Origin of the sequence: Dyadobacter sp. 676, assembly GCF_040448675.1 — a bacterium.
Lineage (GTDB): Bacteria > Bacteroidota > Bacteroidia > Cytophagales > Spirosomataceae > Dyadobacter.
The window spans coordinates 4,103,941-4,127,347 of record NZ_CP159289.1 but is presented as its reverse complement, the minus strand read 5'-3'; the positions used below and the strand labels follow the sequence as shown (position 1 = coordinate 4,127,347).

Here is a 23,407-nt window from a genome sequence, read left to right as displayed (position 1 = left end):
AAATGTTAAAATATCTTAAAAGTTATGCGGGAGGCCGGTTCGCCCCTCGTGCCCGTTCCTTCTGATCACCCCGAGAATGGTGGCCGAAACTACCAGCGAAGCGAGAATGAGTATGAACGGCATCGATTTGGCTTCCTCGATGTTGATCTCCACCGCGCCGATATTGTGCAAGTACATCATTACCAGCACGAAGCCGTTATTCACAAAATGAGCAAGCACGGCGACCCACAAATTCCCGGTCCAGTAATACAGATAGCCGAACAATGCACCAAGCATCATCCGCGGCAGAAAACCATAAAACTGGAAATGGATAGCACTGAAAACAGCGGCCGAAAGCCATATAGCGACATGTATATTGCGCAATTCGCGAAAAAGCTTCGTTTGCACCACACCACGAAAAAGCGCCTCCTCGCCAAGCGCCGGAAGGAGTGTTACGACAAACAATGCGATCAGCAATTGACCGAAACTCTTGTAGCTAGTCAGGAACTCGGTCATCACCGACAACTGGTCCTCCTTGTCCCGCATCCACTTTTCCAGTCCCGACAACGCATCGGGCAGTTCCATCGCCGCGTTCCATTCGATAAACTTGCTGTTCACCGGGATAAACGCGAGTACCAGAACGAATGCCAGCACCCAAATGGGCCAGGCCGGCCGACGGTCGGCGCTGAACTGCCCGATCGTACGGCGTTCGATATAGAACCAGTAAATGAGCGTTGGAAGCAGGTAGGAAAAGAAATGGACCGTACCCTGCATGATCATCAATGCATTCCATCCGTCTGGTATTTTTTCGGGTTCGGCAAAAAGCCGGGTCAGCAGCGCCGTTACGCTTTCGGTATCGGCATGGAGGTAGATGGCCAGTGCCATTACCGCGAGCACGTTGCCTACTGCCATGCCTATCAGCATGAAACCTACCAATACCAGTAAACTGCCCCAGGTGCCGGGTACGCGGGAAACAACCAGATTCGGGTTACTATTTTGCATAATTGGTGTAAATTTACAGTTTATTATCAATTTATAAATAAGGGCTTCGTAAACCCGCCCGGGCGAGGACTTACCGTTCGGGTGCGTATTACTACGAAGCGGAGATGAAGGATTATGGTTAAGATTGGAAATATAGAACTGAGCGATTTTCCCCTGCTGCTTGCTCCGATGGAGGACGTGAGCGATCCGCCGTTCCGCGCGGTTTGCAAGGAAAACGGCGCTGACCTGATGTACACCGAATTCGTATCGTCGGAGGGGCTTATTCGCGACGCGGCCAAAAGCGTTCAGAAACTGGATATTTTTGAATACGAACGCCCCATCGGCATCCAGCTTTTCGGCAGCGATGTGGAAACGATGGGCTCATGCGCGGAAATCGCCTCCCGTGTGAACCCCGACCTGATCGATATCAACTATGGCTGTCCGGTGAAGAATGTCGCATGCCGCGGTGCGGGCGCTGCATTATTGCAGGATATTCCCAAAATGGTCAGAATGACGGAATCCGTAATCAAATCGACACATTTGCCTGTGACGGTAAAAACGCGCCTCGGCTGGGACGACAATACGAAGAACATCGAGGAGGTAGCGGAGCGTTTGCAGGATATCGGCATCAAGGCGTTGTCTATCCACGGCCGCACGCGCGTGCAGATGTACAAAGGCTCCGCCGACTGGTCGCTGATTGCGAAAGTGAAGGAAAACCCGCGCATTACGATCCCCATTTTCGGTAATGGCGATGTCGACACGCCCGAAAAGGCATTGGAATACAAAAACAGATATGGCGTCGATGGCATCATGATCGGCCGTGCGACCATCGGTAACCCCTGGATATTCAACGAGATCAAGCATTACCTCAAAACCGGCGAAAAGTTGCCGCCACCGACCATGGAGCAGCGTGTGGACGTTTGCCGCAGGCACCTGGAATTCTCGATCCGCTGGAAAGGACCGGTAGCGGGTGTTTTTGAAATGAGAAGGCATTATACCAATTATTTCAAAGGGTTGGAACACTTCAAACCTTACAGAATGCGCCTGGTGGAAGCGCCTACATTCGATGAACTCGACAGCATCCTGAAAGAAATTTCGAACGATTACAGCGAAATGGTATGCTGAAAGTAAATGTGGGAAACAAGCCGCAGGCCGACCAGCCGGAGAATGGCAGGGCATTTGAGATCGAGTGGCGAAAAGAAGGCTGGTTTATCGATGGAAATGCATTTGAAGGCGACATTGTGGCGCTCGGCGAGAACCGCTTCCACGTGATCCGGAACAACAGATCCTACAATATCGAGGTCATCGACCGTAACCCGGCCGGAAAAACGACGCATTTGCTCATCAACGGGCAGCATTACCATACCACGACCAGGGACGACCTCGATTTGCTGCTCGAAAAAATGGGAATGCAGAACGCTTCCAGCCAAAAGATCAACAATGTAAAAGCCCCTATGCCGGGCCTGATCCAGTCCATTAATGTGGCCGAAGGCGACAGCATTGCCAAAGGCGACAACCTGCTCGTGCTGGTGGCGATGAAGATGGAAAACGTGATCAAATCATCCGGCAGCGGGGTCATTAAATCGCTGAAAGTGACGCCCGGACAGATTGTGGAAAAAAACCAGGTATTATTGGAGTTTCATTAAATAACTTGTGAATCTGAGGTTCGTCCGCTTATTTTTACGGATCAAAACACCACATCACAACCATGCCGGAACCAAAATACAAACGTTTATTACTGAAACTCAGCGGAGAAGCACTCAACGGGGGCGACAAAGCCCAGGTCATCGACTTCAACATTCTCGATAATTATGCCAGGGAAATCAAAAGGATTACCGAGGTAGGTGTGCAGGTTGCAATTGTAATTGGTGGTGGAAATATATTCCGCGGGGCTTCCGTGGAAAAATCAGGGATCGACCGGGTTCAGGGTGACCATATGGGTATGCTCGCGACCGTTATCAACGGCATGGCGATCCAGAGCTCGCTGGAAAAACACGGGGTGAATACCCGCCTGATGTCGGCGATTAAAATGGAGCAGGTTTGCGAGCCATTGATCCGCCGCCGCGCCATTCGCCACCTCGAAAAGGGCCGTGTGGTGATTTTCGGAGCGGGCACCGGTAACCCCTACTTCACAACCGACACCACAGCCGGCCTCCGCGCCATCGAATCAGAATCGGAGGTGGTCTTGAAAGGTACCCGTGTGGACGGCGTTTACACCGCCGATCCCGAGAAAGACCCGAACGCGACCAAATATTCCCAGCTTACATTTGACGAAGCTTTGTCTAAAAATCTCAAGATTATGGACCTTACCGCATTTACGTTATGTAAGGAAAATGATCTGCCGATCATCGTATTCGACATGAACAAGCCTGGCAACCTGTATGACCTGGTAATGGGCGGTGAAGTCGGGACCCTGATTTCGAACAAATAGAAAATACAGTTTACTATAAAACGATGGAAGAAATAGAATTATATCTGGACGACGCCAAGGATACCATGGAAGGCGCAATCAAACACCTTATTATAGAATTGGGTAAAATCCGCGCCGGAAAAGCATCCCCGCAAATGCTGGAAGGTCTTCAGATCGAATACTATGGTTCAATGACGCCGATCCAGAACGTCGCGACGATCAATACGCCCGACGCACGGACACTGGCTATCAAACCTTTCGAGAAAAAGATCATCAATGACATCGAAAAGGCGATCCGTAACAGTAACCTTGGCTTTTCACCTTCCAACGACGGTGAAATAATCCGTATTTCTGTTCCCCCATTGAATGAAGAACGCCGCCGCGAGCTGGTAAAACGTGCGAAAGGCGAAATTGAAACTGCCAAAATCAACGTTCGCAACATCCGCCAGGACGCGAACAATTCGCTGCGTAAGCTGACAAAAGAAGGAGTGTCGGAGGATCTGGTAAAATCCAGTGAGGAACGTGTTCAGAAACTGACCGACAGCTATGTCGCCAAAATAGACCAGATATTCTCCGTGAAGGAAAAGGAGATCATGGAAGTATAAGACTGATTCCCTACCTTAACCAATAAAAAACCCGCTTAATGCGGGTTTTTTATTGGTTAACTTCGGCTGTCGGCTATCGGCTGTCAAACCTTTTAGAAAGCCGACTGCCGAAGTTAACTCACTTTTTCGCACTAAAACCTTCGAAGCCGCGGTGATTCGACTCTTCATACAACCGCTCTTTCGGCAAGCTGCGGAAATAGTCGTAGGTGATGCGCAAACCTTCTTCGCGCGATACTTTGGGCTCCCATCCAAGGACTTCCTTCGCTTTTGTAATATCCGGCTGGCGTTGTTTCGGATCGTCCTGCGGAAGCGGTTTGTAAACTACCTTCTGATCCGTACCGGTCAGCTTGATAATCTCCTCCGCAAACTGCCCGATCGTGATTTCCATCGGGTTACCGATGTTCACCGGCAACGAGTAGTCGCTCATCAGCAGGCGGTAAATCCCTTCCACCAGATCGTCCACATAACAGAATGAACGCGTTTGCGTGCCATCGCCGAACACGGTAATGTCCTCGCCACGCAATGCCTGTCCCATAAAAGCAGGCAGCACCCGTCCGTCGTTGAGGCGCATTCTGGGGCCGTAGGTGTTAAATATGCGGACGATGCGGGTTTCCAGGCCGTGATAGCGGTGATATGCCATCGTAATCGCCTCCTGATAACGTTTCGCCTCATCGTAGCAGCCGCGTGGCCCGATCGGGTTCACATGGCCCCAGTAATCTTCGGTCTGCGGGTGTACGAGCGGATCGCCGTAAACCTCCGAAGTGGAAGCGATAATGAAACGTGATTTTTTGGCACGGGCCAATCCCAGCAGGTTATGCGTTCCCATTGCACCTACTTTGAGCGTCTGGATCGGGATTTTCAGGTAATCGATCGGACTCGCCGGAGATGCGAAGTGCATAATGTAGTCGAGCTCGCCCGGTACGTGCACATATTTGGTTACATCGTGATGATAAAACTCAAAGTTAGGGTTTGGCATCAGGTGTTCGATATTGCGCATATCACCGGTGATCAGGTTGTCCATCCCGATCACATACATTCCCTCCTTCAAAAAACGCTCGCAGAGGTGCGAACCCAGGAAACCTGCTGCTCCCGTAATTAAAACACGTTTCATTAAGATGAGTAAGTTAAGTATTTACTAATTTATGATCAGGCCGGCAATACCTTCTCGCGACCGATGCTGTAATAGGTATAACCCATTTCGCGCATCTGATCGAGTTCGTACAGGTTTCTGCCATCGAAAATCACTTTGTTTTTCAGCAGTTTACCCATTTTTTCAAATTCCGGCGTACGGAACTGCGGCCATTCGGTAAAAATCATCAACGCATCCGCGTCGTCGAGCGCCGCGTAAGGTGTATGGCAAAAAGTGACCTTGTCGCCCAGCAATGCCTTCACGTTGTTCATCGCTTCGGGGTCGTAAGCGGTCACTTTCGCCCCCGCGGCCAGCAATGCTTCGATGTTTTCCAATGCCGGCGCTTCGCGAATATCGTCGGTATAAGGTTTGAAAGCCAATCCCCAGACCGCGATGGTCTTTCCTTTCAAGCCATCGGGGAAATAGCCTTCCACCATCGGGAGCAATTTCTTCTTCTGGTCGTAGTTTACGTCCATCACCGATTTGAGAATGCGAAAATCATAGTCGTAGTCCGCGGAAGTTTTTGCCAATGCCTGTACGTCCTTTGGAAAACAGCTACCGCCATATCCGATACCGGCGAACAGGAAGCGCTTGCCGATGCGGCTGTCGGTCCCGATGCCCCGGCGAATATCGTCCACATTGGCACCAACTTTTTCGCAAAGGTTAGCTATTTCGTTCATGAAAGTGATTTTCATCGCCAGGAACGAGTTCGCCGCGTATTTGGTCATTTCGGCGGACCGTTCGTCCATGAAGATAACCGGGTTGCCCTGGCGTACCAGCGGAGCGTACAATTTCTCCATTACCTTTTTGGCTTTTTCCGAGGTAGTACCGACTACCACGCGGTCCGGCTTCATAAAATCTTCCACAGCGACGCCTTCGCGAAGGAACTCGGGGTTCGATACCACGTCGAAATCCACTTTGGCGTTTTTCGCAATCGCCGCCTGTACTTTTTCGGCTGTCCCAACCGGCACTGTGCTTTTGTCGACGACCACCGCATATTGATCCAGGAGCGGCCCCAGGTCGTCGGCTACTTTGAGGATATATTTAAGATCGGCGGAGCCGTCTTCGCCCGGAGGCGTTGGTAATGCAAGGAAAATCACCTGCGCATCCTTGATCCCTTCGGCCAGGCTGGTAGTAAATAACAAGCGCCCTTCCGCCACGTTGCGGTCGAAAAGCACGTCGAGGCCCGGCTCGTAAATGGGTATTTCTCCTTTTTGAAGGCGTTCCACCTTTCTGACATCGATATCGACGCAAGTCACCTGGTTGCCTGTCTCGGCAAAGCAGGTGCCTGTCACCAAACCAACGTATCCTGTTCCTACTACTGCAATTTTCATAAACGGTTAATTATATATAGCTGTTTCGGCACTTGTCAGTAAAATTCCGGGAATTGTACTTAACTAAGTCCAGTGCGTTAGGACGGTTGCAAAAGTAATTTTTTTAAACGAATCTTCACCTTCGCCATTTGGATTTGTTCGTTAGTGGCTAGCGATTTTGTCACATTCTCACTATCATTGGGTAATCACGCAAATATAAATCATCAACACCTATGGACACACGAGATAAGGATATAGCCAAATACCCCTCCGACGAGACCTGCAACCTCATCAAAGAAACCGTCCGGGATTTCGCGGCATTGCACATTAAGCCACACATCCGCACCTGGGACGAGCAGCAGCACTTTCCAAAAGAACTTTTCAAAGCCATGGGCGAGCTGGGGCTCATGGGCATGCTCGTTCCCGAAAGCCTCGGCGGTGCCGGCCTGGGCTATCGCGAATACGTCACGGCCATTATCGAACTGGCCAGGGTGGACCCGTCGGTAGCATTGTCCATGGCGGCACATAATTCACTTTGTACCAATCATATATACATGTTCGGTAACGCCGAACAGCATCAGAAATACCTGCCGGGCCTGGCCACAGGCACACTGGTAGGCGCATGGGGGCTCACCGAACCCAATACGGGGTCCGACGCCGGCAATATGCGTACCGTGGCCGTCAGGGATGGTGACGACTGGGTGATTAACGGATCCAAGAACTTCATTACCAATGGTAAAAGCGCCGATGTATTGGTGGTCATGACAAGAACGGGCGAACCCGGCAACAAGCACGGCGCTACTGCATTTATCCTGGACGCCGACACGCCCGGTTTCAGCGCCGGCCGCAAGGAAGACAAGCTCGGTATGCGCGCTTCCGAAACTGTTGAACTGCTGTTTCAGGACTGCCGCATTCCCGACAGCCAGAGACTCGGCGAAATCGGCGACGGGTTTATTCAGTCCCTCAAAGTGCTCGACGGCGGCCGCATTTCCATTGCGGCACTGGGCGTAGGCACCGCCTGGGGTGCCTACGAAGCTGCGTTGGCCTATTCCAAGGAGCGCAAACAGTTCGGAAAAGCGATCTGCGATTTCCAGGCCATCGCATTCAAGCTCGCCGATATGTATACCGACGTGCAGGCATCCTCATTGCTCACATTTCATGCGGCCGCGCTGAAAGACGCGGGCGACCGGGTAACGCTCGCGAGCTCGGTTGCGAAATACCATTCGTCCGAAACGGCTGTCCGCGTTTCCAATGAAGCGGTGCAGATTTTCGGAGGCTACGGTTTTGTAAAGGATTATCCCGTGGAGAAATTCTATCGCGATAGCAAGCTCTGCACGATCGGCGAAGGTACGAGCGAAATACAGAAAATGGTTATATCAAAAGAAATATTAAAATAATCACATTTCATAATAAACCACCTATCCCATTGTCGAACCGATAAGCAAGTTTTCCGTCGCGTTGGTCCACGGAGAATAGGAAGCAAGACGGGTTATGGCTATTTTCGCCATAGACCTTAAACCGACTTGTTATGACCCCTTTCATTGTTCTACTCGTACTGGTGGTGCTTACCATCTTGATGACCGTTAAAGTCGTCCCCCAGCAAAGTGCTTACATTCTGGAACGTCTGGGAAAATTCTACGCCGTCCTGCAACCGGGCGTCAATTTCATCATTCCCTTTTTCGACCGGATTGCCTACAAGTACACGCTTAAAGAAGCGGCTGTCGATATCCCCGAGCAGATCTGTATTACGCGCGACAACGTGCAGGTACGCATGGACGGCGTCATATTCATTCAGGTGATCGATCCCCGGAAGGCCGCATACGGTATTTCCGACTACACATTTGCTGTAATTCAGCTGGCGCAAACCACCATGCGGAGCGAAATCGGTAAACTCGACCTGGACAAGACATTCGAGGAACGTATGACCATCAACCGTGCCGTGGTAGAATCCATCGACGAGGCGGCCACCGGCTGGGGCGTGAAAGTGCTCCGTTATGAAATCAAGAACATTACCCCGCCCCAAAGCGTGTTGAATGCGATGGAAAAACAGATGCAGGCCGAGCGCGAACGCCGCGCGGTGATCCTGCAATCGGATGGTGAAAAACAGGCGGCTATCAATGTTGCCGAGGGACAAAAGCAGAAAGTGGTCCTGGAATCGGAAGGTATCCGCTTGCGGCAGATCAATGAAGCGGAAGGCGAGGCTGCGGCATTGAAATCGGTCGCAGAAGCGACCGCGGAAAGTATCAGGCTTGTTGCGCAGGCTATCCGGGAAGAAGGCGGCTCGGAAGCCGTGCAATTGAAAGTGGCGGAAAACTATGTGGAGCAGTTTGGTAAACTGGCCAAAGCCGGCAACACGTTGATTCTCCCGGCCAACCTCGCCGATATGGGCTCGCTCATCGCGACCGCCTTAACCGTTGTCAAATCATCCGAAACGAAGCACTAGCATGGATCTGACCTTACCACAGATTTGGCTCATCGTCGGGCTGTTGATGCTGCTGGCAGAACTGGTCAGCGTCCTGCTCGTATTTATCTTCTTCGCGGTAGGCGCATTGCTGACTTCCCTCCTTACCTCCATCGGTTTGCTGCCGGGCGTCGAGAGCCAGATATTGGCATTCTCGGCTATCTCGCTGGTTTCGCTGCTCTTGCTCCGAAAACATGCCCGTAACCTTCTCGAACGCCGTTCGACTGCGGAATACAGTGAATTTACCGGTGAAACAGCCATGGTAATCCGGGATATTCCCGGCAATGGCGAAGGGAGAATCTATTACCGCGGTGCCGAATGGAAAGCCGTTTCGGAAAATCATCAGAACATTCCCGCCGGCAGCAAGGTAGTAATCAAAAAAACGGAAGGCATTGTCCTGATTGTGGAAGAATCCTGAAATATCTTCATACAAAAAGCCGTGAGCACATTCGGATCGTGCTCACGGCTTTTGTATTTGTTCCAATACTACTTTTTCAGTGCTTCCTCCACCGGATGCCCGATGTTGCCGCTGCCGGGCAGAATGTGAAGCAGTGCCGCGATAGTCGGTGCGATGTCGCAAACGGAAGTTCTCTTTACAGTCTCTCCTTTGTTAACGCCCCATCCAAACATCAGAAAAGGCACCTGGGTGTCGTAGTTATAAGGTGTACCGTGCGAAGTACCGGTTGAATTACCATAAAACCAGCCAGGCTGGGAGATTACCTGCAAATCGCCACTGCGTTTTGCATTCACATTGTTTTTGTACAGTTCCAGTTGGTAGGTATTCAACGGCGCTTTGCCCATATCGGAGAGATCGAGCACGTCGGCAATACCGGGGACCGTCAATGCCGCATCGCGTACGACGCTATGGACCGCTGCAATGGTAATGTTCTTCTTCCTCAAAAGCGCGTGGTCAAAATACAGCTGGTTGTTATCCGTGGCTATCACATACTTATCCTTTCCGAAAGCTTCGTTCAGCGCGTCGGTAACGGCATTTGTAAGCAGTTTGCGGTCGACGAGCCCGGCGGGCAGTTTATGCTCCTTCGCAAAACCGGGCACGTCCACTACCCCATGGTCGGCCGTCAGAAAGACCGTATACTGACCTTTTCCTACCCAGCCATCGAGGAAGTTGAACAAATCCGCAAACTCGCGGTCCAGACGCAGGAAATCGTCCTGCTGCTCCACCGAATTCGGCCCGACGCGGTGGCCGATCTTGTCAGTCGAGGAAAAGCTGATCGCGATAAAATCGGTATCCTTGCCTTTTCCAAGCTGCTCGCCTTTAATCGCCTCGATCGCCATTTCCCTGGTAATGGTGTTGCCCCAGGGCGTGTCGGTCACGATACCGTATGCATCTCCCGCCATTCCCATCAGCTCATAAGGGAACACCGGCTTTTTGGCACCCGGCAACTTGCCTTCCCACGGCACGTCGTCGGGCGAACTTTGCGTGTAAGCATCCGCGCTCAGCAGCAAATCCCAGCCCTTCTTCGCATATTCGGCGGGCATTTTCTTCGCATTATAATCCTTCGCCCACTGCGGCAGGTCGTCCATATAATAGGAGCTGCTAACCCAGTTACCGGTCTTGGAATCAAACCAATAGGCCGCATTGGCTGCATGGCCTGCCGGGAGGATCGATCCGCGGTCCTTGATCGCCACGCCGATCGTTTTGGAACGGAAGTTCGTCGCGATGCGCAGCTGATCGGTAATGGTGCTAACCAGCAGGTTTCGGGGCGACATTTTACCTACCGCGGTGTTATTGCTGCCTATTGTTCGGGCGGTGCTGTCTTCGACACAGTAAACATCCTGCTTTGCGATGGGGTCATACCATTCGTTTCCGACGATGCCGTTAATCGCAGGGACCGAGCCTGTGTAGGCCGAAGCATGCCCCGCCGCCGTGACGGTCAGCGCGTAGCTGTAATGGTTGTTGCGGCAGTTGAAGCCCTCGTTCATCATTCGTTTGAAACCGCCCTCGGTGTACTGGTCGTAATAGCGGTACAAATAGTCGTAGCGCATCTGGTCTACTACAATACCGACAACAAGTTTGGGACGGGCAATGGTCGGGGCCTTTGCGGGGGCGGCCTTCTTGGGAGCTTGTGCGTAAACGGCCGTAGTAGCCATTGCTGCCAGCACCCAGCAAGATAATTTTCTCACAGTTAAGGGATTTAGATAAAACAAAAAACTGCGGAGCCCGATACGGTCCGAAGCCGGCATGGCCCGCAGCGGATATTCTTCTTTCGGATTACTTTTTCAATGCTTCCTGCACCGGATTGCCCACATTGCCGCTCGGCGGCAAAATGTGCAGCAATGCCGAAATGGTCGGTGCGATGTCGGCAATGGACGTGCGGCGAAGCGTCTCGCCCTTGTCGATGCCCCAGCCATACAGCAGGAACGGCACGTGCGTATCATAGTTGTAGGGAGTGCCGTGGTCGGTGCCGGTGCTCATCGTCGACGCGAACCAGCCCGGTTGCAGCAGCACCTGCAAATCGCCGCTGCGTTTGGCATTGATATTGTTTTTGAACAACTCCAGTTGATAGGTGTTCAAAGGCGCTTTTCCCATATCCCGTAGGTTAATCACATCCGCTACGCCATCGACTGCCAGCAATGCGTCGCGCAATATCTGATAAACATCCGCAACACTGATTTTCTTCTCTTTCAGGATCGCCTTGTTGAGGTACAGCTGGTAATTTTCGAATGCAGTCACATATTCGGCTTCTCCAAATGCGTCGTTCAAAGTCTTCACGATCGTGCGCGTGAGCGTGGTGGCGCTCATCAGCCCGGCGGGCAATTTATGTTCCTGCCAGAATGCCGGCACATCCATAGCGCCGTGATCCGCAGTGAGGAACACGGTGTAGTTGCCTTTACCAACCCAGCCGTCGAGGAAATTAAAGAAATCGGCAAATTCCATGTCGAGTTTCAGGTAGTCGTCCTCCTGTTCCACCGAGTTGGGTCCAAACATGTGGCCGATGCGATCGGGAGAAGAGAAACTCACTGCCAGGAAGTCTGTTTCGGCACCTTTACCGAGGTTCTCTCCTTTGATAGCCGCAATAGCCATTTCCTTGGTGATGGTGTTGCCCCACGGCGAGGTTGTCAGAGGACCGTACGCATCGCCCGCATTGCCCGTCAGGTCGTGCGGAAATACAGGTTTAGTCGCATTCGACAGTTTGCCTTCCCACGGTACATCGTCCGGGGAGCTTTGAGTGTATTGTTCAACAGGGAACAGGGTGTTCCAACCCTTACCCATGTATTCGGCGGGCTTTTTGCTATTGTTGTAATCGGTAACCCATTGTGGCAGCGCGTTCATATAATAAGTACTGGTCACAAAATTCCCGGTTTTGGAATCGAACCAGTAAGCGCCGGAGGCAGCGTGCCCCGCCGGCAGAATGGATGCCCGGTCTTTAATGGCGACGCCGATCGTTTTTGAGCGGAAATTGGTCGCAATGCGCAACTGGTCGGTTACGGTGGTCACAAGCAAGTTTCTGGGCGACATTTTACCTACCGTGACATTGCTGCTGCCTACGGTGGCAACCGTGTTGTCGTCGGTGCAATATACATTTTTGCCTTGGGCGATGTCATACCAATCATTGCCGACGATCCCGTTAATAGCGGGCATGGAACCGGTATAAACCGCCGAATGACCCGCGGCCGTCACCGTCAACGCGTAGTGGTAATGGTTGTTACGGCAGTTAAAACCGTCGTTAATGAGCCTTTTCAGGCCACCTTCCCTGTACTTGTCATAATAGCGGTACAGGTAGTCGTAGCGCATCTGGTCAACGACCATACCCACCACCAGTTTGGGCCTTGCCAATTTGGAAGCGGTTGCTGCGGTAGTTTTGGATTGACTAAAAACCGAATGGCTAAGGACAAGCCCGGCGAACAAAACCCTGAGAAGCGGATGGTAGTTCAATTTCATTTGCGAAGCTAATAGCAGCAGTAAAGTTCTGTATAATACTCGGCAAAGATAAAGATGTACTACCGTTAAAAGCAGAAAACCGGCCTGCTTTTCGCGCCCGGTTTTCCGAATCTTAATTTTATTTTAATGTTACTTTTTCTCGCTTCCCCCAAGCTGGGCGGGGGCACCTGCTGTTTGAGCACCTTTTTTAGCCTTCTCGAAGTCCCCCGCCTTGATGATCACGAGTTTGTTGTAATCGATGTGCTTGTTAAATGCGGCTTTGATCTGCTCCGGCGTCAGCGCCTCGATCTTCTTCTCGAAATCGGCATCCCATTGCATGGTACGGTTCAGGTAAAGGTTGCTGGTGAGGGTGTTCGCCAGCGACGCATCCTGTGAGCGCGCCACCTGCCGCGATTGCAGGTAACCCGATTTCGCCGCCTTCAATTCATCGGCCGTAAACCCTTCTTTCATCACCTTCTCGATTTCTTCCCTGAATGCCGCTTCCAGTTTTTCGGCATTCTGCGGGGCGTAAATCGCATACGACATAAATGTACCGTTCTTATCCAGCGGGCTGGCCGAAAACTGAGAGCCCACACCGTAGCTCAGCCCTTCTTTCTGGCGGATGCGTGTAGCCAGGCGCGAGTTCAGGAAACCGCCGCCGAGCATATAGTTGCCCACAATCAGCGCGGGATAATCCGGGTCGGTATCCTGCAACGGCATGTTCATACCTGCCACGAACATCGCATTGGCCTTATCCGGCGTTTCGATCGATTTGTTTTCCGCCTTTACGGGCTGGTAAGGCGACGCGATGCGGGTAAACGGACGGGCGCTCTTCCAGCTTCCGAACTCGTCATTCACGATCTTCTGAATAGCGTCTTTGTCGAAATCCCCTACAACCGCCACCGATGCGTTGTTAGCTCCGTAAAAATCCTTGTGAAACTGACGGATCTGGTCGATTGTCGTGGCTTTAATGCTCTCCACATCTTCATCGAACGTACCTACATAACGTACATCGCTCTTAGGATACGGTGAAACGAGGCGCCGGTACTGATTGAATGCGATCGCCTGCGGCTCGCTGCGCTGCGATTCGATACCCGCAAGTTCTTCCTGTTTCAGCTTCTCAAACTCATTTTCGTCGAATGCAGGGGTCTTCAGCACTTCGGCAACCAGTTTCATTACGGCCGGAAGGTTTTCCTTCGTTGTTTCGATGCTGGCCCCGGCCTGGTTAGCTGCGCCGAAAAAGCTTACGCGGGCTTTCAAACGATCGAACTCGTCCTTTACTTGCTGGCGGGTTTTGGTTTTCGTGCCTTTATCGAGCATCGAGCCGGTCAGATCCGAAATCGTTGCTTTATTCTCAAGACTCTTTTCGTCCCCGTAGCGCAGGGTAATACGCGCCGCCACGACATTTCCACGGGTCTTTTTGGGCAGTAATGCGGTTTCGACGGTATTGGCCTTCTCAATACGCGTCGTGCGGGTTTCGACATTGGCCGGTGACGGGTCGAAGGCCTCGCCTTCCGCTACCACCGCCTCGCCCTTATAATCTTTTAACAGATCGGCCACTTTCGGGGCTTCGGGGATTTCCGCTCTTACCGGGTTGGCTTCGGGCACGAACGTTCCGAGCGTACGGTTCGAGGGTTTGAAATAATACTGGGCGACGCGGAAAACGTCCTCGGGGGTAACCTTACGGATATTGTCGCGGAAAAGGAATGCCAGCCGCCAGTCGCCGGTAGCGATGGATTCGCTAATGCTCAGCCCCACCCTTTCGGAATTCCGGAATTCGAGGTCCCAGTTTTTGAGAAGGGTCGTTTTGGCCCGTTCCACATCTTCCTTCGAAGGTTTCAGGATCGCCGCCGAATCGAGTGTCGCGACGAATGCTTTCCGGGCCTCGTCAAGTGACTTTTCCTTCAAAATCTCCGCCCCGAAAAGAACCAGTCCCGGATCGTACAGCTGAAAACTGAAACCGAATTGCGAAGAAGCCTTTTTGGTATCTACCAGATTCTTGTACAAACGTCCGTTAGGTTCGCTGGTCAGGAGCTCCGTCAGCACCTCCATCGCCGGATAGTCGGCATGAGAGCCCGGCATGATGTGATACATGGCCATCAGCATTTGTACGTCGCCGGTACGTTTCAGCTCCACAAAGCGTTCGCCGTCCTGCGTGGGTTCGACGGTGTAGGATTTGGGAAGGACGCGGGTGGGTTTCGGGATTTTTCCAAAATATTCGTTAACCAGCGCCAGTGTTTTCGCCTCGTCGATCTTGCCCGCGACGGTGAGTACGGCATTATCCGGCTGATAATATTTTTTATAAAAGGCTTGCAGGTTTTCAATAGGCACGCGCTCGATGTCGGAACGGTTACCGATCGTGGATTTGCCGTAATTGTGCCACAGGAAACCGGTCGAAATTACCCGCTCCATCAGAACGCGGAAAGGACTGTTCTCGCCCGATTCGAACTCGTTCCGCACCACGCTAAACTCGCTGTCCAGATCCTTTTTGGCAATAAAAGAGTTTACCATCCGGTCGGATTCCAGGTCGAGTGCCCATTTCAGGTTTTCTTCGGTTGCCGAAAATGTTTCGAAGTAGTTGGTTCGGTCATACCAGGTGGTCCCGTTCGGGCGGGCACCGTGCTCCGTGAGTTCCTGCGGGATATTGGTATGCTTCGGAGAGCCCTTGAATACAAGGTGTTCGAGCAGGTGGGCCATACCGGTTTCACCATAACCTTCATGACGCGAGCCCACGAGATAGGTCACGTTTACCGTAATGGTCGGTTTCGAAGGGTCCGGAAACATAAGCACTTTCAGGCCGTTTTCGAGATTGTATTCGGTAATCCCTTCAACGGACGTGACTTTCGTAACGCCCTTCGGCAGTTGCTGCGCTTCCGACGGCATCGCAAGCATCGCGGCCAGCATCATTGCAGCCAGCGAAACGTGCCTGAACAAATTTGTTCTTTTAGATTTCATGACCATATTAAAATCAATTAGTTTAGATTTATAATCCCTGAATGTAATGCACAATATCACATTTAGCAATGGATTGGTGACAAATGGCAAAATAATATACGTTGCAACAAAACGTCCTGTCCTGCATGTACCGGTAGTACGTGGGCCTGCATTCCCGTACGGAATTCTTTGCCGCGTATCGCAGTTTAAATTATGTCAGTCTTTTCGAGAAAATGAATAAGATCAATAATGCCCCGATTCTATTTTCCATCATTGCCATAATACTATCGGCCTGCGCCGGCAGCGGCATCCCCATTTCATCCAATACGAAGTATCCCATCGAAGTGCTGTACGATAACCAGCCACTGGAACGCCCCTATTCCGAAATAGGTGTGGTGGAGATCAGCAGCGAGGATTCCCTCACGGCCGACCAGACCGTCGACAAAAGGATGATGTATCGTGGAAATGATGCCAAAACCAAAGAGCTGCTCACGGCAAAACTGGTGATGAAAGCGCAGAAAATCGGTGCCGACGCCATTATTAACGTCAAATACAAGTACTACACAAGCGTGAACAAGGAAGGCTACATGCTGAGCGGACTGGCCGTACGGTTCCGCGGGGAATAACACTTCTAACGAAACAAACTATGCTGTTTACTGCCAAACTTTCCGACATGCCCGTCGAAGCAGAATCGCGGGTCATTATCCGTTTCCAGGATTGCGATCCACTGATGCACCTGAACAACTCCAAATATTTTGATTACTTCTTCAATGTACGGGAAGACCAGGTTTCCAAATTGTATGGTTTCAGTTTCGAAGCGATGTTCCGTGAGTTGCGGACAAGCTGGGTTGTGTACCAGCACCAGATCGCGTACGTACGCCCGGCGCGCATCAGCGAGTGGGTACGCATCACATCACGTGTGATCTATTATAATGAAGACACCATGGTGACCGAGTATTTCATGACCAACGACCTGCGTACCGAACTGAAAACCGTTCTCTGGACTACCTCGAAACATATCAGCATTACGTCGGGACAACGTGTGCCGCATCCGCAGGAGGTGATGGACTATCTCGTCGCTACTTGCGTTCCCGGTCTCGACTTCCCCAACCTGCATTTCAACGACCGCATCCATGCCATCAAGCAGGAATTGCTTCAGGGGACTAACGCGTAGATTCTTTTTCGGAGATCAGCTTTCTGACGGTATCCTGCTTCGACGAGTCCGGCGGCAGGAAGGGAATTTTCACACCCGGCTTCGGGGCACGGGTAAAGCGGTTGAAGCTGTGGGTAAACTGCATGCTCACACCACCCGTCGTGAAGGTGCCGGTATTGAACATCAGGCTGTTCTGAATGTTCCGGTTGTAGGCTTTCACCCGTACCGACCCTTTGCTGTTCAGCCAGTATTCCAATGTCCATTCGCCCAGCAAACTCGCGGCATCGTATTGGGAAGCACCGGTTTGCGACTGCGTTCCCGATGTAAACCGCCCGTCGCGCGTGACGCGGAAACGGTCGTTCAGGAATCGATACGAGAACCGGAGTTGAAGGTTATTCCAGGCGTTCTGGTCGAGTGACAAGCCCGAAACACCCACTTCCAGGTTCTCATTGATCCCCGACGCCCAGCGGCTGATCTGGTTCGACACAAGTTCGCTGATGCTGCTGCCAAGGAAATTCTGGCTACCCACGGTCGCCAGGCTGCTTTCCGGCAGAAGCTGGTTCACCACCAGCAAGCTGCTCACCTGTCGGCTCAATTCCTGCTCGTCGGATTTCAATTTATTCTGAAATGCCTCCAACTGGCCACGATAAGCACTCAGCGACGGATTATCCAGTATTTTAAGGTCATAACGGATCGTTGGCGACATCAATCGCTCCGACAGGCCGATGGTTACCTCCACAGGGTATCTCCTCGACAACGCGTCGCCGTTATTGTTGCCCAGATTGCTCGTATTGGGTAATACGCCAGCGAGTGACACCATTTGCGTGTAGCCGGCTTTTACGTCCAGCTGCGCACCGTACGGGTCGCCCGACCATACGATCCGGCTTCCCGGTTTGATATTGAATTTCTTGTTGATGACATTCTGAAGTGTAAAGTTATATTCGCCCTTCTCGATCTCGTAGGTACCGGCCATCGTGAAATCGCCCTGGGTATCGATGTTCAGATTAAGACGACCGCTGCCGTTACCGCGCAGGACGTCGCCGGTCTGCCGGTCGAAGATGATCTCGCAGGTCGCATCGGGGGTAAGGTTAAAATTGAAATCCATTTTAATCCCCCCCGGCTATCTGGCTCCTCGCAATCGAGTCAACCGGTGTACCGTTCGTGCTGTCCGCAGCCACCATTTTACTCACAAACTGAATGTAGTCCTGCGTTGCGACTTCGGTTGCGCCATCCAGCGGAATATATATCCTGGTACCTTTATTACTGCTGACATTGGCCTCGATATTCAGGTTGTCGATCGGCCCGTAAACAGCCACTGGACCGGTCACATAGGCCGTTCCGTAAAAGATATCGTTGTCCTTCGCATTGGTATTCAATATTTTGAAATTGCGGAGATCCGCATTGAACCCGAGCGAAAAGTATTTGAAACCGTCGTGAAAAACCCCGCCACGCAGCGTTGCGGTATTGCCGTCGGCATCGGTTACGAGAATGTTGTTAACCGTGATCTCGCTTTCCGAAAAATTGATCTTGTCGCTGAATGTAAATACAGATTGCAGATAATCGAACTTCATCCGTCCCTTGTCCACCATCAAGGAACCTTCCAGCACCGGGGCATCTACCACGCCCTTGATCGACACGGTCCCCTGCGCGGTTCCACTAATATCCGACACCAGTCCCTCGGCAAATGGTTCAATCGCTTTGAAATCGGCCTGGTTGAAGATCGCTTTCAGATTCAGCGTATTGGTTTCCAGCTTGGGACGGTACGATCCGGTTAGGTTGAAAACGCGCCGTGCATTCTTGTTAAGCTGTGCATCGATTTGCAGCTCGCTCGTGGTCTGGTCCCAATCGCCGGTCCCCGAGAGATTCCCGAATTCATATTGCCCGTAACCAAGCCCCTCGATAGCGAAATTGGCATCGAGCACAACGCTGTTATAAATATCCTTCACCTTCGCCGCGCCGTCCATGATCCCTGAAAGTCTGGTATTGAAAACCGGGTTTAAACTGGCTAGTTTGAAGTTCTTGATATCCAGCAAAAGGCTTTTTTCCGGATCTTCAGAAGCGGTACCGCTCAGGAAAATGCGTTGTTTGCCGCTCACCAGGCCGAGGTTTGACATCGTAATATCGTTTCCGACGATCGAGATCAGGCTTTCGGACGGGACATTCCATTCTTCATCGAGCAGATAAAGTTTGGAATTTTTAAAACCGATGTCGAGACCGGCAGCCAAAAAGCGTATCTCGCCTGCCAGGTTCGCTCGATTGTTGCTTTTCACCTGATGGATTGCGCCATTGAAATCGATATGATCCGTATCCCAGGTGCCTTCGAGTTCCATTTTCTCGGTCGGAACCATTTTACTGATTTGCTGCTTGTCGGAAATAACGAGAATGGACGCGAGTACCTCGGCGCTGTTGACGAATTTGGAAGTAGTCACATCCACCTCTGCTTTTATAAACTGGTTTTTCCCATAGCTCACCGTATCGGATACCGCGTTGAAGGTAAGAACCGCCGTGTTATCCATTTTGAAGGTGCCCTCCGCCTTAGCCCCGCGCGAGATGTAAATTTCCGGGCTGAGAAAGGCCAGAAAACGCGAGAGGTTATGGGTTTGCACCGCATAGTCGATCTGATACCTGCTTCGCAGGAGCTTTAAAGGCTTACTGGCATAATAATCATCTCGAGTTGCCTCATTTTCAAAGAAATAAAGCTTATACTCTTCCAGCACCTGACTTACGTCTTTCCACGCCTGCGTAGGTAGAAAATTGCCCTCGACCCGGGCCGTCAGAAACTCGCTGTCCAGTTGCAATTCCCGCTTTCCTGCCTGGTTTCTCGATGAAAAAACCAGCGTATCGATTACCAGATTCCGCTCCTTGTGGGTCATTACCAGGTAGGTTTCCAGCAACCTGGCATCGCCGACCAGTTCATCCACGGTATTCCCCGAAACGTTGACATTCAATTGCGTGCGGAGAGTGATCGGGTCCCGGCTGAAACCGAGCTCTTTCAGATTCGCCTTTTCCACCAATCCCTTGACATCGAACTTGTTCTGCTGCCCGGAGAGGTCAAATTCGCCGTCCAGGCTCACCATCAGGTTGCTGTCGCGCGCGCTTACCAGTCCGTTGAAATACTGGTTTTGTAAATTTCCTTTGAGCCGGATGTTTTTGTAATCGTAGTTCCGGAAACCGATCCTGTGGACGGTTGCATTCATATCCGCCGAAGCCAGTGAAAGCTCCAGTCCCTTCCCGTATACTTTCCCTTCAAAATCGAGCTCCTGCCAGTTATCCTCGTCTTCCAGCAAGGTCCCCAGATTAAATGCGGCCGTTTTCACTTCTCCCGAATAGGTCGTCGTTTGGGCGTCGGCAATATGAAACACCAGGTCCCCCGACAACTCGCCCAGTTCCGACGACGCCGATGCATTCACCGCGAAATCTTCCAGCGTACCTTTGAAAGTGCCGTCCAGCAGTGTGTAGCCAAATTTTTGCAAGTCAGGATGCATGCCCCATTCCGGGTAGTACTGAACCAGATCGGCCGGGTCGATCCTCGAAACCGACAACCGGATGTCCATCTGCACGCCTTCGATGGTGGGCAAGCCTCTAAATCCGATATCGCCGATCAGACGGCTGTTTTTCCCGAAATGCAAATCGGTATTGGACACTACGAAATCGTCGACCTTTCCATTAAAGTCGCCCGAAATCAGCCAGGTTTCATTCAACCCATCGATATAGCTCGAAAACAGTCCAAGGTCCCGCGAATCCACACGACTGCCTACCAGGTGGCCTTTCATGCGGATTTTGTGGTTAAAATCGCCCAGCTCGCCCGACCGGTTATAGTAGAATGTGACCTCGTCTTTCAAATGCGAGTTCCCGATGTGCGCGTCGAGTTCCCTGAACTCCATTTTTTTCTGGCAGAAAAGAAAACGGGTGTCGAGATCGTGCATTTCCAGGCCCGTTTGCTTATCGACGGTTTTCAGGTTCCTGGCACGAAAAGAAATCGTATCGCCCTGAACGAGGAAGTCGTTGAGCTCGCCGTATAGGTGACGCAGACTGAAATGGGAATAGTCGAACACCCTCACGCCCCTGTCGCGCGGCTGGCGGGGGTCGTCGTAACCGAAAGTCCCGTCGATCACCTTGGCTTTGCCTATGATGAAAGGCGTATTGTTTTCAGGAGCATCGGGCGGCCTCGGTACAGCAGGCGCCGTCAGCTCGTTGATACGGGCGATGAACCCGTCGATATTGAGATCGCCGGATTCGGGCACGATTACCAGATGCACATTAGGCTGAAATACATTGACCTCGTCGAGAAAAATTTCGCGGGCGGAATCGCGGATGATATTATTCAAATTGAGGTTTACATCGATACGGCCGACGTCGATCATATCCGCACCCGAGGTGTCTTTTACCGAAACGCCTTCGAGCGAAACGACGTCGAACCATTTGATATTGACTTTTCCGATGGCGATGGGATATCCGAGTTTACCGGAAATGTTGGCAGTCACATGCCTGACGGCCCAGGTTTGTACCGAAGGCAGCTGCAATGCGGTGGTAGCAATCCCAAGCGCCAGCAGCACGAGGATGATAACCACGATCAGACCATTACCCAGCGCCTTCAGGAATTTTAACATATACAGCTTCGCAGCGGGATACTGCTTATCTTATTGTTAATGCTTAATTTTGCGAATATTTGCCACCGTATGAATATCCTCGCCATTGAATCGTCGTGCGACGAAACCTCCGCAGCTGTAATTACAAACGGGAATATCCGCTCCAATGTTGTTGCCACGCAACTCATCCACACGCAGTATGGGGGGGTCGTGCCCGAACTCGCTTCACGGGCCCATCAGCAGCATATCCTGCCCGTGGTGGACAAAGCATTGAATGACGCAAAAATAGCAAAAAAAGACCTGAATGCCATTGCTTTTACGAAGGGACCGGGCTTGCTGGGGGCGTTGCTTGTGGGCACTTCCTTCGCGAAATCGATGGCGCTCGGCCTGGGCGTCCCGTTGATCGGGGTTAACCATATGCAGGCGCACGTGCTGGCACATTTCATCGACGACCCGAAACCTGCTTTCCCGTTCCTGTGCCTCACCGTGAGCGGGGGACATACGCAGATCGTGAAAGTGACCGGTCCGTTGCACATGGAAATCATCGGCGAAACCCGTGACGACGCTGTCGGCGAAGCATTTGACAAAACCGCCAAGCTGCTCGACCTGCCTTATCCGGGCGGTCCGCTGATCGACAAATACGCCGCACAGGGAAATCCGCTGGCCTACCCCTTTCCTTTGCCGGAAATGCCCGGACTGGATTTTTCATTCAGTGGCATCAAGACTTCATTTTTGTATTTTCTTCAAAAACAGGTCCGGGAGAACCCGGATTTTATACGGGAAAACATCGCCGACATTTGTGCGAGCATTCAATTTACACTGATCGACATCCTCCTGAAAAAGCTGAAAAAGGCGGCCCGCGAAACCGGCATCAAGGAAATCGCGATCGCCGGAGGGGTGTCGGCGAACTCCGGGTTACGGGCATCCCTGAAAGAATTGGGCGACCAACTGGGCTGGCGCGTATATATTCCTGCTTTTGAATATTGCACCGACAATGCGGCTATGATCGCCATTGCCGCACATTACAAGTTCATCGCCGGCGAGTTCACCGACCAAACGGTAAGCCCGCTCGCCAGGATGGAATTTTAATAACAGTAAAATCATGGCCATGACTTTATCCGAAATATGGATTTATCCTGTCAAATCACTCGGCGGAATCCGGCTCAGCAACGCAACAGTCGAGGAGAGAGGTTTGCGACACGACCGCCGGTGGATGATCGTCGACGAAAACAACGTGTTTATCACCCAGCGCGCCTACCCTGAAATGGCGCTGATAGACGTGGCATTGCTGGACAAAGGATTGAAAATATCCCTTCGCACCGATCCGTCGGATTTCGTACTTGTCCCTTACCGACCGGTAACGGCATTTCCGGTTACGGTCCGCGTCTGGGATGACACGGTCGAAGCCGTCACCGTCTCGGCAGATGCAGATGTATGGCTCAGCAGGCAGCTCGGGCTCGACCTTCGGCTCGTAATGATGCCCGATTCAACCGAAAGAAAGGCCGATCCGCGGTATGCACGGCATCACGAGAATGTAAGCTTTGCCGATGGCTTCCCTTACCTCGTCATTTCCCAGGCTTCGCTGGACGATTTGAACGGCCGCCTCGCCGAGCCGATCGAAATGCGGCGTTTCCGCCCCAATTTCGTCATTAGCGGTACCGAACCGTTTGCCGAAGACCAATGGAAGCACGTTACCATAGGCAACCTGCGTTTCGAAGTAGTGAAACCTTGCGCACGCTGCGTATTGACCACTATTGACCCTGCTACCGGTGAAAAGGGCCCGGAGCCATTGAAAACCCTGGCCGGCTACCGGAAGAACGGCAACAAGATATTATTCGGACAAAACGTGACGGCCCGGGATTCGGGAGAGATCAAAATCGGTGACCAGCTCACAGTTCAGGAATAAAAAAACCGGGAGGTGACACCCCCCCGGGCAATGCTGCAAATTTTATGATGGAAATGAATGGCTT

Annotated in this window: 19 protein-coding genes; 11 read left to right on the top strand and 8 right to left on the bottom strand. The window is 51.9% G+C overall.

Annotation, left to right across the window (positions count from 1 at the left end; translation table 11 throughout):
* Nucleotides 1-15: 15 nt before the first annotated feature.
* The gene (locus tag ABV298_RS18420; RefSeq protein WP_353717648.1) at nt 16-981 is read right to left on the bottom strand and encodes a CPBP family intramembrane glutamic endopeptidase; all 966 of its coding nucleotides are present in this window, start codon (nt 979-981) and stop codon (nt 16-18) included.
* Between the two features lie 114 nt (nt 982-1,095).
* On the opposite strand from ABV298_RS18420, the gene dusB reads away from it, so the two are divergent.
* From dusB to frr, 4 genes are all read left to right on the top strand, one after another.
* On the top strand, nt 1,096-2,085 hold the full coding sequence (gene dusB / locus ABV298_RS18415) for a tRNA dihydrouridine synthase DusB (protein WP_353717647.1): 990 nt from the start codon (nt 1,096-1,098) through the stop codon (nt 2,083-2,085).
* Complete coding sequence (locus tag ABV298_RS18410) at nt 2,079-2,606, top strand: biotin/lipoyl-containing protein (RefSeq protein ID WP_353717646.1); 528 nt, start codon at nt 2,079-2,081, stop codon at nt 2,604-2,606. Before dusB ends, ABV298_RS18410 begins: the two co-directional genes overlap by 7 nt.
* 62 nt (nt 2,607-2,668) lie before the next feature.
* Nucleotides 2,669-3,391: a UMP kinase gene (gene pyrH / locus ABV298_RS18405; RefSeq protein ID WP_353717645.1), complete on the top strand. Its 723-nt coding sequence runs from the start codon at nt 2,669-2,671 to the stop codon at nt 3,389-3,391.
* Between the two features lie 23 nt (nt 3,392-3,414).
* Nucleotides 3,415-3,975, top strand: a complete 561-nt coding sequence (gene frr / locus ABV298_RS18400; protein ID WP_353717644.1) for a ribosome recycling factor — start codon at nt 3,415-3,417, stop codon at nt 3,973-3,975.
* Between the two features lie 118 nt (nt 3,976-4,093).
* Here frr and ABV298_RS18395 read toward each other — a convergent pair whose 3' ends face one another.
* Entirely contained in the window at nt 4,094-5,086 is a 993-nt protein-coding gene (locus ABV298_RS18395) for a UDP-glucuronic acid decarboxylase family protein (protein WP_353717643.1), read from the bottom strand.
* Nucleotides 5,087-5,121: 35 nt separating this feature from the next.
* Nucleotides 5,122-6,438 (bottom strand): UDP-glucose/GDP-mannose dehydrogenase family protein, encoded by a 1,317-nt coding sequence (locus tag ABV298_RS18390; protein ID WP_353717642.1) that lies wholly within the window; start codon nt 6,436-6,438, stop codon nt 5,122-5,124.
* A 212-nt stretch (nt 6,439-6,650) separates the two neighbouring features.
* Between ABV298_RS18390 and ABV298_RS18385 the strand changes: the two genes are divergently transcribed.
* The 3 genes from ABV298_RS18385 to ABV298_RS18375 all read left to right on the top strand — a co-directional run bounded on the left by ABV298_RS18385 (nt 6,651) and on the right by ABV298_RS18375 (nt 9,296).
* On the top strand, nt 6,651-7,814 hold the full coding sequence (locus ABV298_RS18385; protein WP_353717641.1) for an acyl-CoA dehydrogenase family protein: 1,164 nt from the start codon (nt 6,651-6,653) through the stop codon (nt 7,812-7,814).
* Nucleotides 7,815-7,945: 131 nt separating this feature from the next.
* Complete coding sequence (locus ABV298_RS18380; protein ID WP_353717640.1) at nt 7,946-8,860, top strand: stomatin-like protein; 915 nt, start codon at nt 7,946-7,948, stop codon at nt 8,858-8,860.
* Nucleotide 8,861: 1 nt separating this feature from the next.
* On the top strand, nt 8,862-9,296 hold the full coding sequence (locus tag ABV298_RS18375) for an NfeD family protein (protein WP_353717639.1): 435 nt from the start codon (nt 8,862-8,864) through the stop codon (nt 9,294-9,296).
* A gap of 68 nt (nt 9,297-9,364) precedes the next feature.
* On the opposite strand, the gene pafA (ABV298_RS18370) is transcribed toward ABV298_RS18375, so the two are convergent.
* The 3 genes from pafA (ABV298_RS18370) to ABV298_RS18360 form a co-directional block, all read right to left on the bottom strand.
* A complete protein-coding gene (pafA, locus tag ABV298_RS18370) occupies nt 9,365-10,990 on the bottom strand; it encodes an alkaline phosphatase PafA (protein ID WP_353723209.1) in 1,626 nt (541 codons plus the stop codon).
* Between the two features lie 121 nt (nt 10,991-11,111).
* Nucleotides 11,112-12,782 (bottom strand): alkaline phosphatase PafA, encoded by a 1,671-nt coding sequence (gene pafA / locus ABV298_RS18365; protein ID WP_353717638.1) that lies wholly within the window; start codon nt 12,780-12,782, stop codon nt 11,112-11,114.
* Nucleotides 12,783-12,911: 129 nt separating this feature from the next.
* On the bottom strand, nt 12,912-15,722 hold the full coding sequence (locus ABV298_RS18360) for a pitrilysin family protein (protein ID WP_353717637.1): 2,811 nt from the start codon (nt 15,720-15,722) through the stop codon (nt 12,912-12,914).
* 206 nt (nt 15,723-15,928) lie between these two features.
* Between ABV298_RS18360 and ABV298_RS18355 the strand changes: the two genes are divergently transcribed.
* Both ABV298_RS18355 and ABV298_RS18350 read left to right on the top strand, forming a co-directional pair.
* Nucleotides 15,929-16,321 (top strand): hypothetical protein, encoded by a 393-nt coding sequence (locus ABV298_RS18355; RefSeq protein ID WP_353717636.1) that lies wholly within the window; start codon nt 15,929-15,931, stop codon nt 16,319-16,321.
* Between the two features lie 47 nt (nt 16,322-16,368).
* Nucleotides 16,369-16,869 carry an acyl-CoA thioesterase gene (locus tag ABV298_RS18350; RefSeq protein WP_353717635.1) on the top strand — a complete coding sequence of 167 codons (501 nt, stop codon included), beginning with the start codon at nt 16,369-16,371 and terminating at the stop codon, nt 16,867-16,869.
* Here ABV298_RS18350 and ABV298_RS18345 read toward each other — a convergent pair.
* Nucleotides 16,859-17,953 carry a translocation/assembly module TamB domain-containing protein gene (locus tag ABV298_RS18345; RefSeq protein WP_353717634.1) on the bottom strand — a complete coding sequence of 365 codons (1,095 nt, stop codon included), beginning with the start codon at nt 17,951-17,953 and terminating at the stop codon, nt 16,859-16,861. The two genes, ABV298_RS18350 and ABV298_RS18345, sit on opposite strands and share 11 nt — an antisense overlap.
* 1 nt (nt 17,954) lies before the next feature.
* The gene (locus ABV298_RS18340) at nt 17,955-21,458 is read right to left on the bottom strand and encodes a translocation/assembly module TamB domain-containing protein (RefSeq protein WP_353717633.1); all 3,504 of its coding nucleotides are present in this window, start codon (nt 21,456-21,458) and stop codon (nt 17,955-17,957) included.
* Between the two features lie 69 nt (nt 21,459-21,527).
* On the opposite strand from ABV298_RS18340, the gene tsaD reads away from it, so the two are divergent.
* Both tsaD and ABV298_RS18330 read left to right on the top strand, forming a co-directional pair.
* Nucleotides 21,528-22,526, top strand: coding sequence for a tRNA (adenosine(37)-N6)-threonylcarbamoyltransferase complex transferase subunit TsaD (gene tsaD, locus ABV298_RS18335; RefSeq protein WP_353717632.1), 999 nt, complete (start codon nt 21,528-21,530; stop codon nt 22,524-22,526).
* Between the two features lie 19 nt (nt 22,527-22,545).
* Nucleotides 22,546-23,343 carry an MOSC domain-containing protein gene (locus ABV298_RS18330; RefSeq protein ID WP_353717631.1) on the top strand — a complete coding sequence of 266 codons (798 nt, stop codon included), beginning with the start codon at nt 22,546-22,548 and terminating at the stop codon, nt 23,341-23,343.
* Nucleotides 23,344-23,407 lie beyond the last annotated feature (64 nt).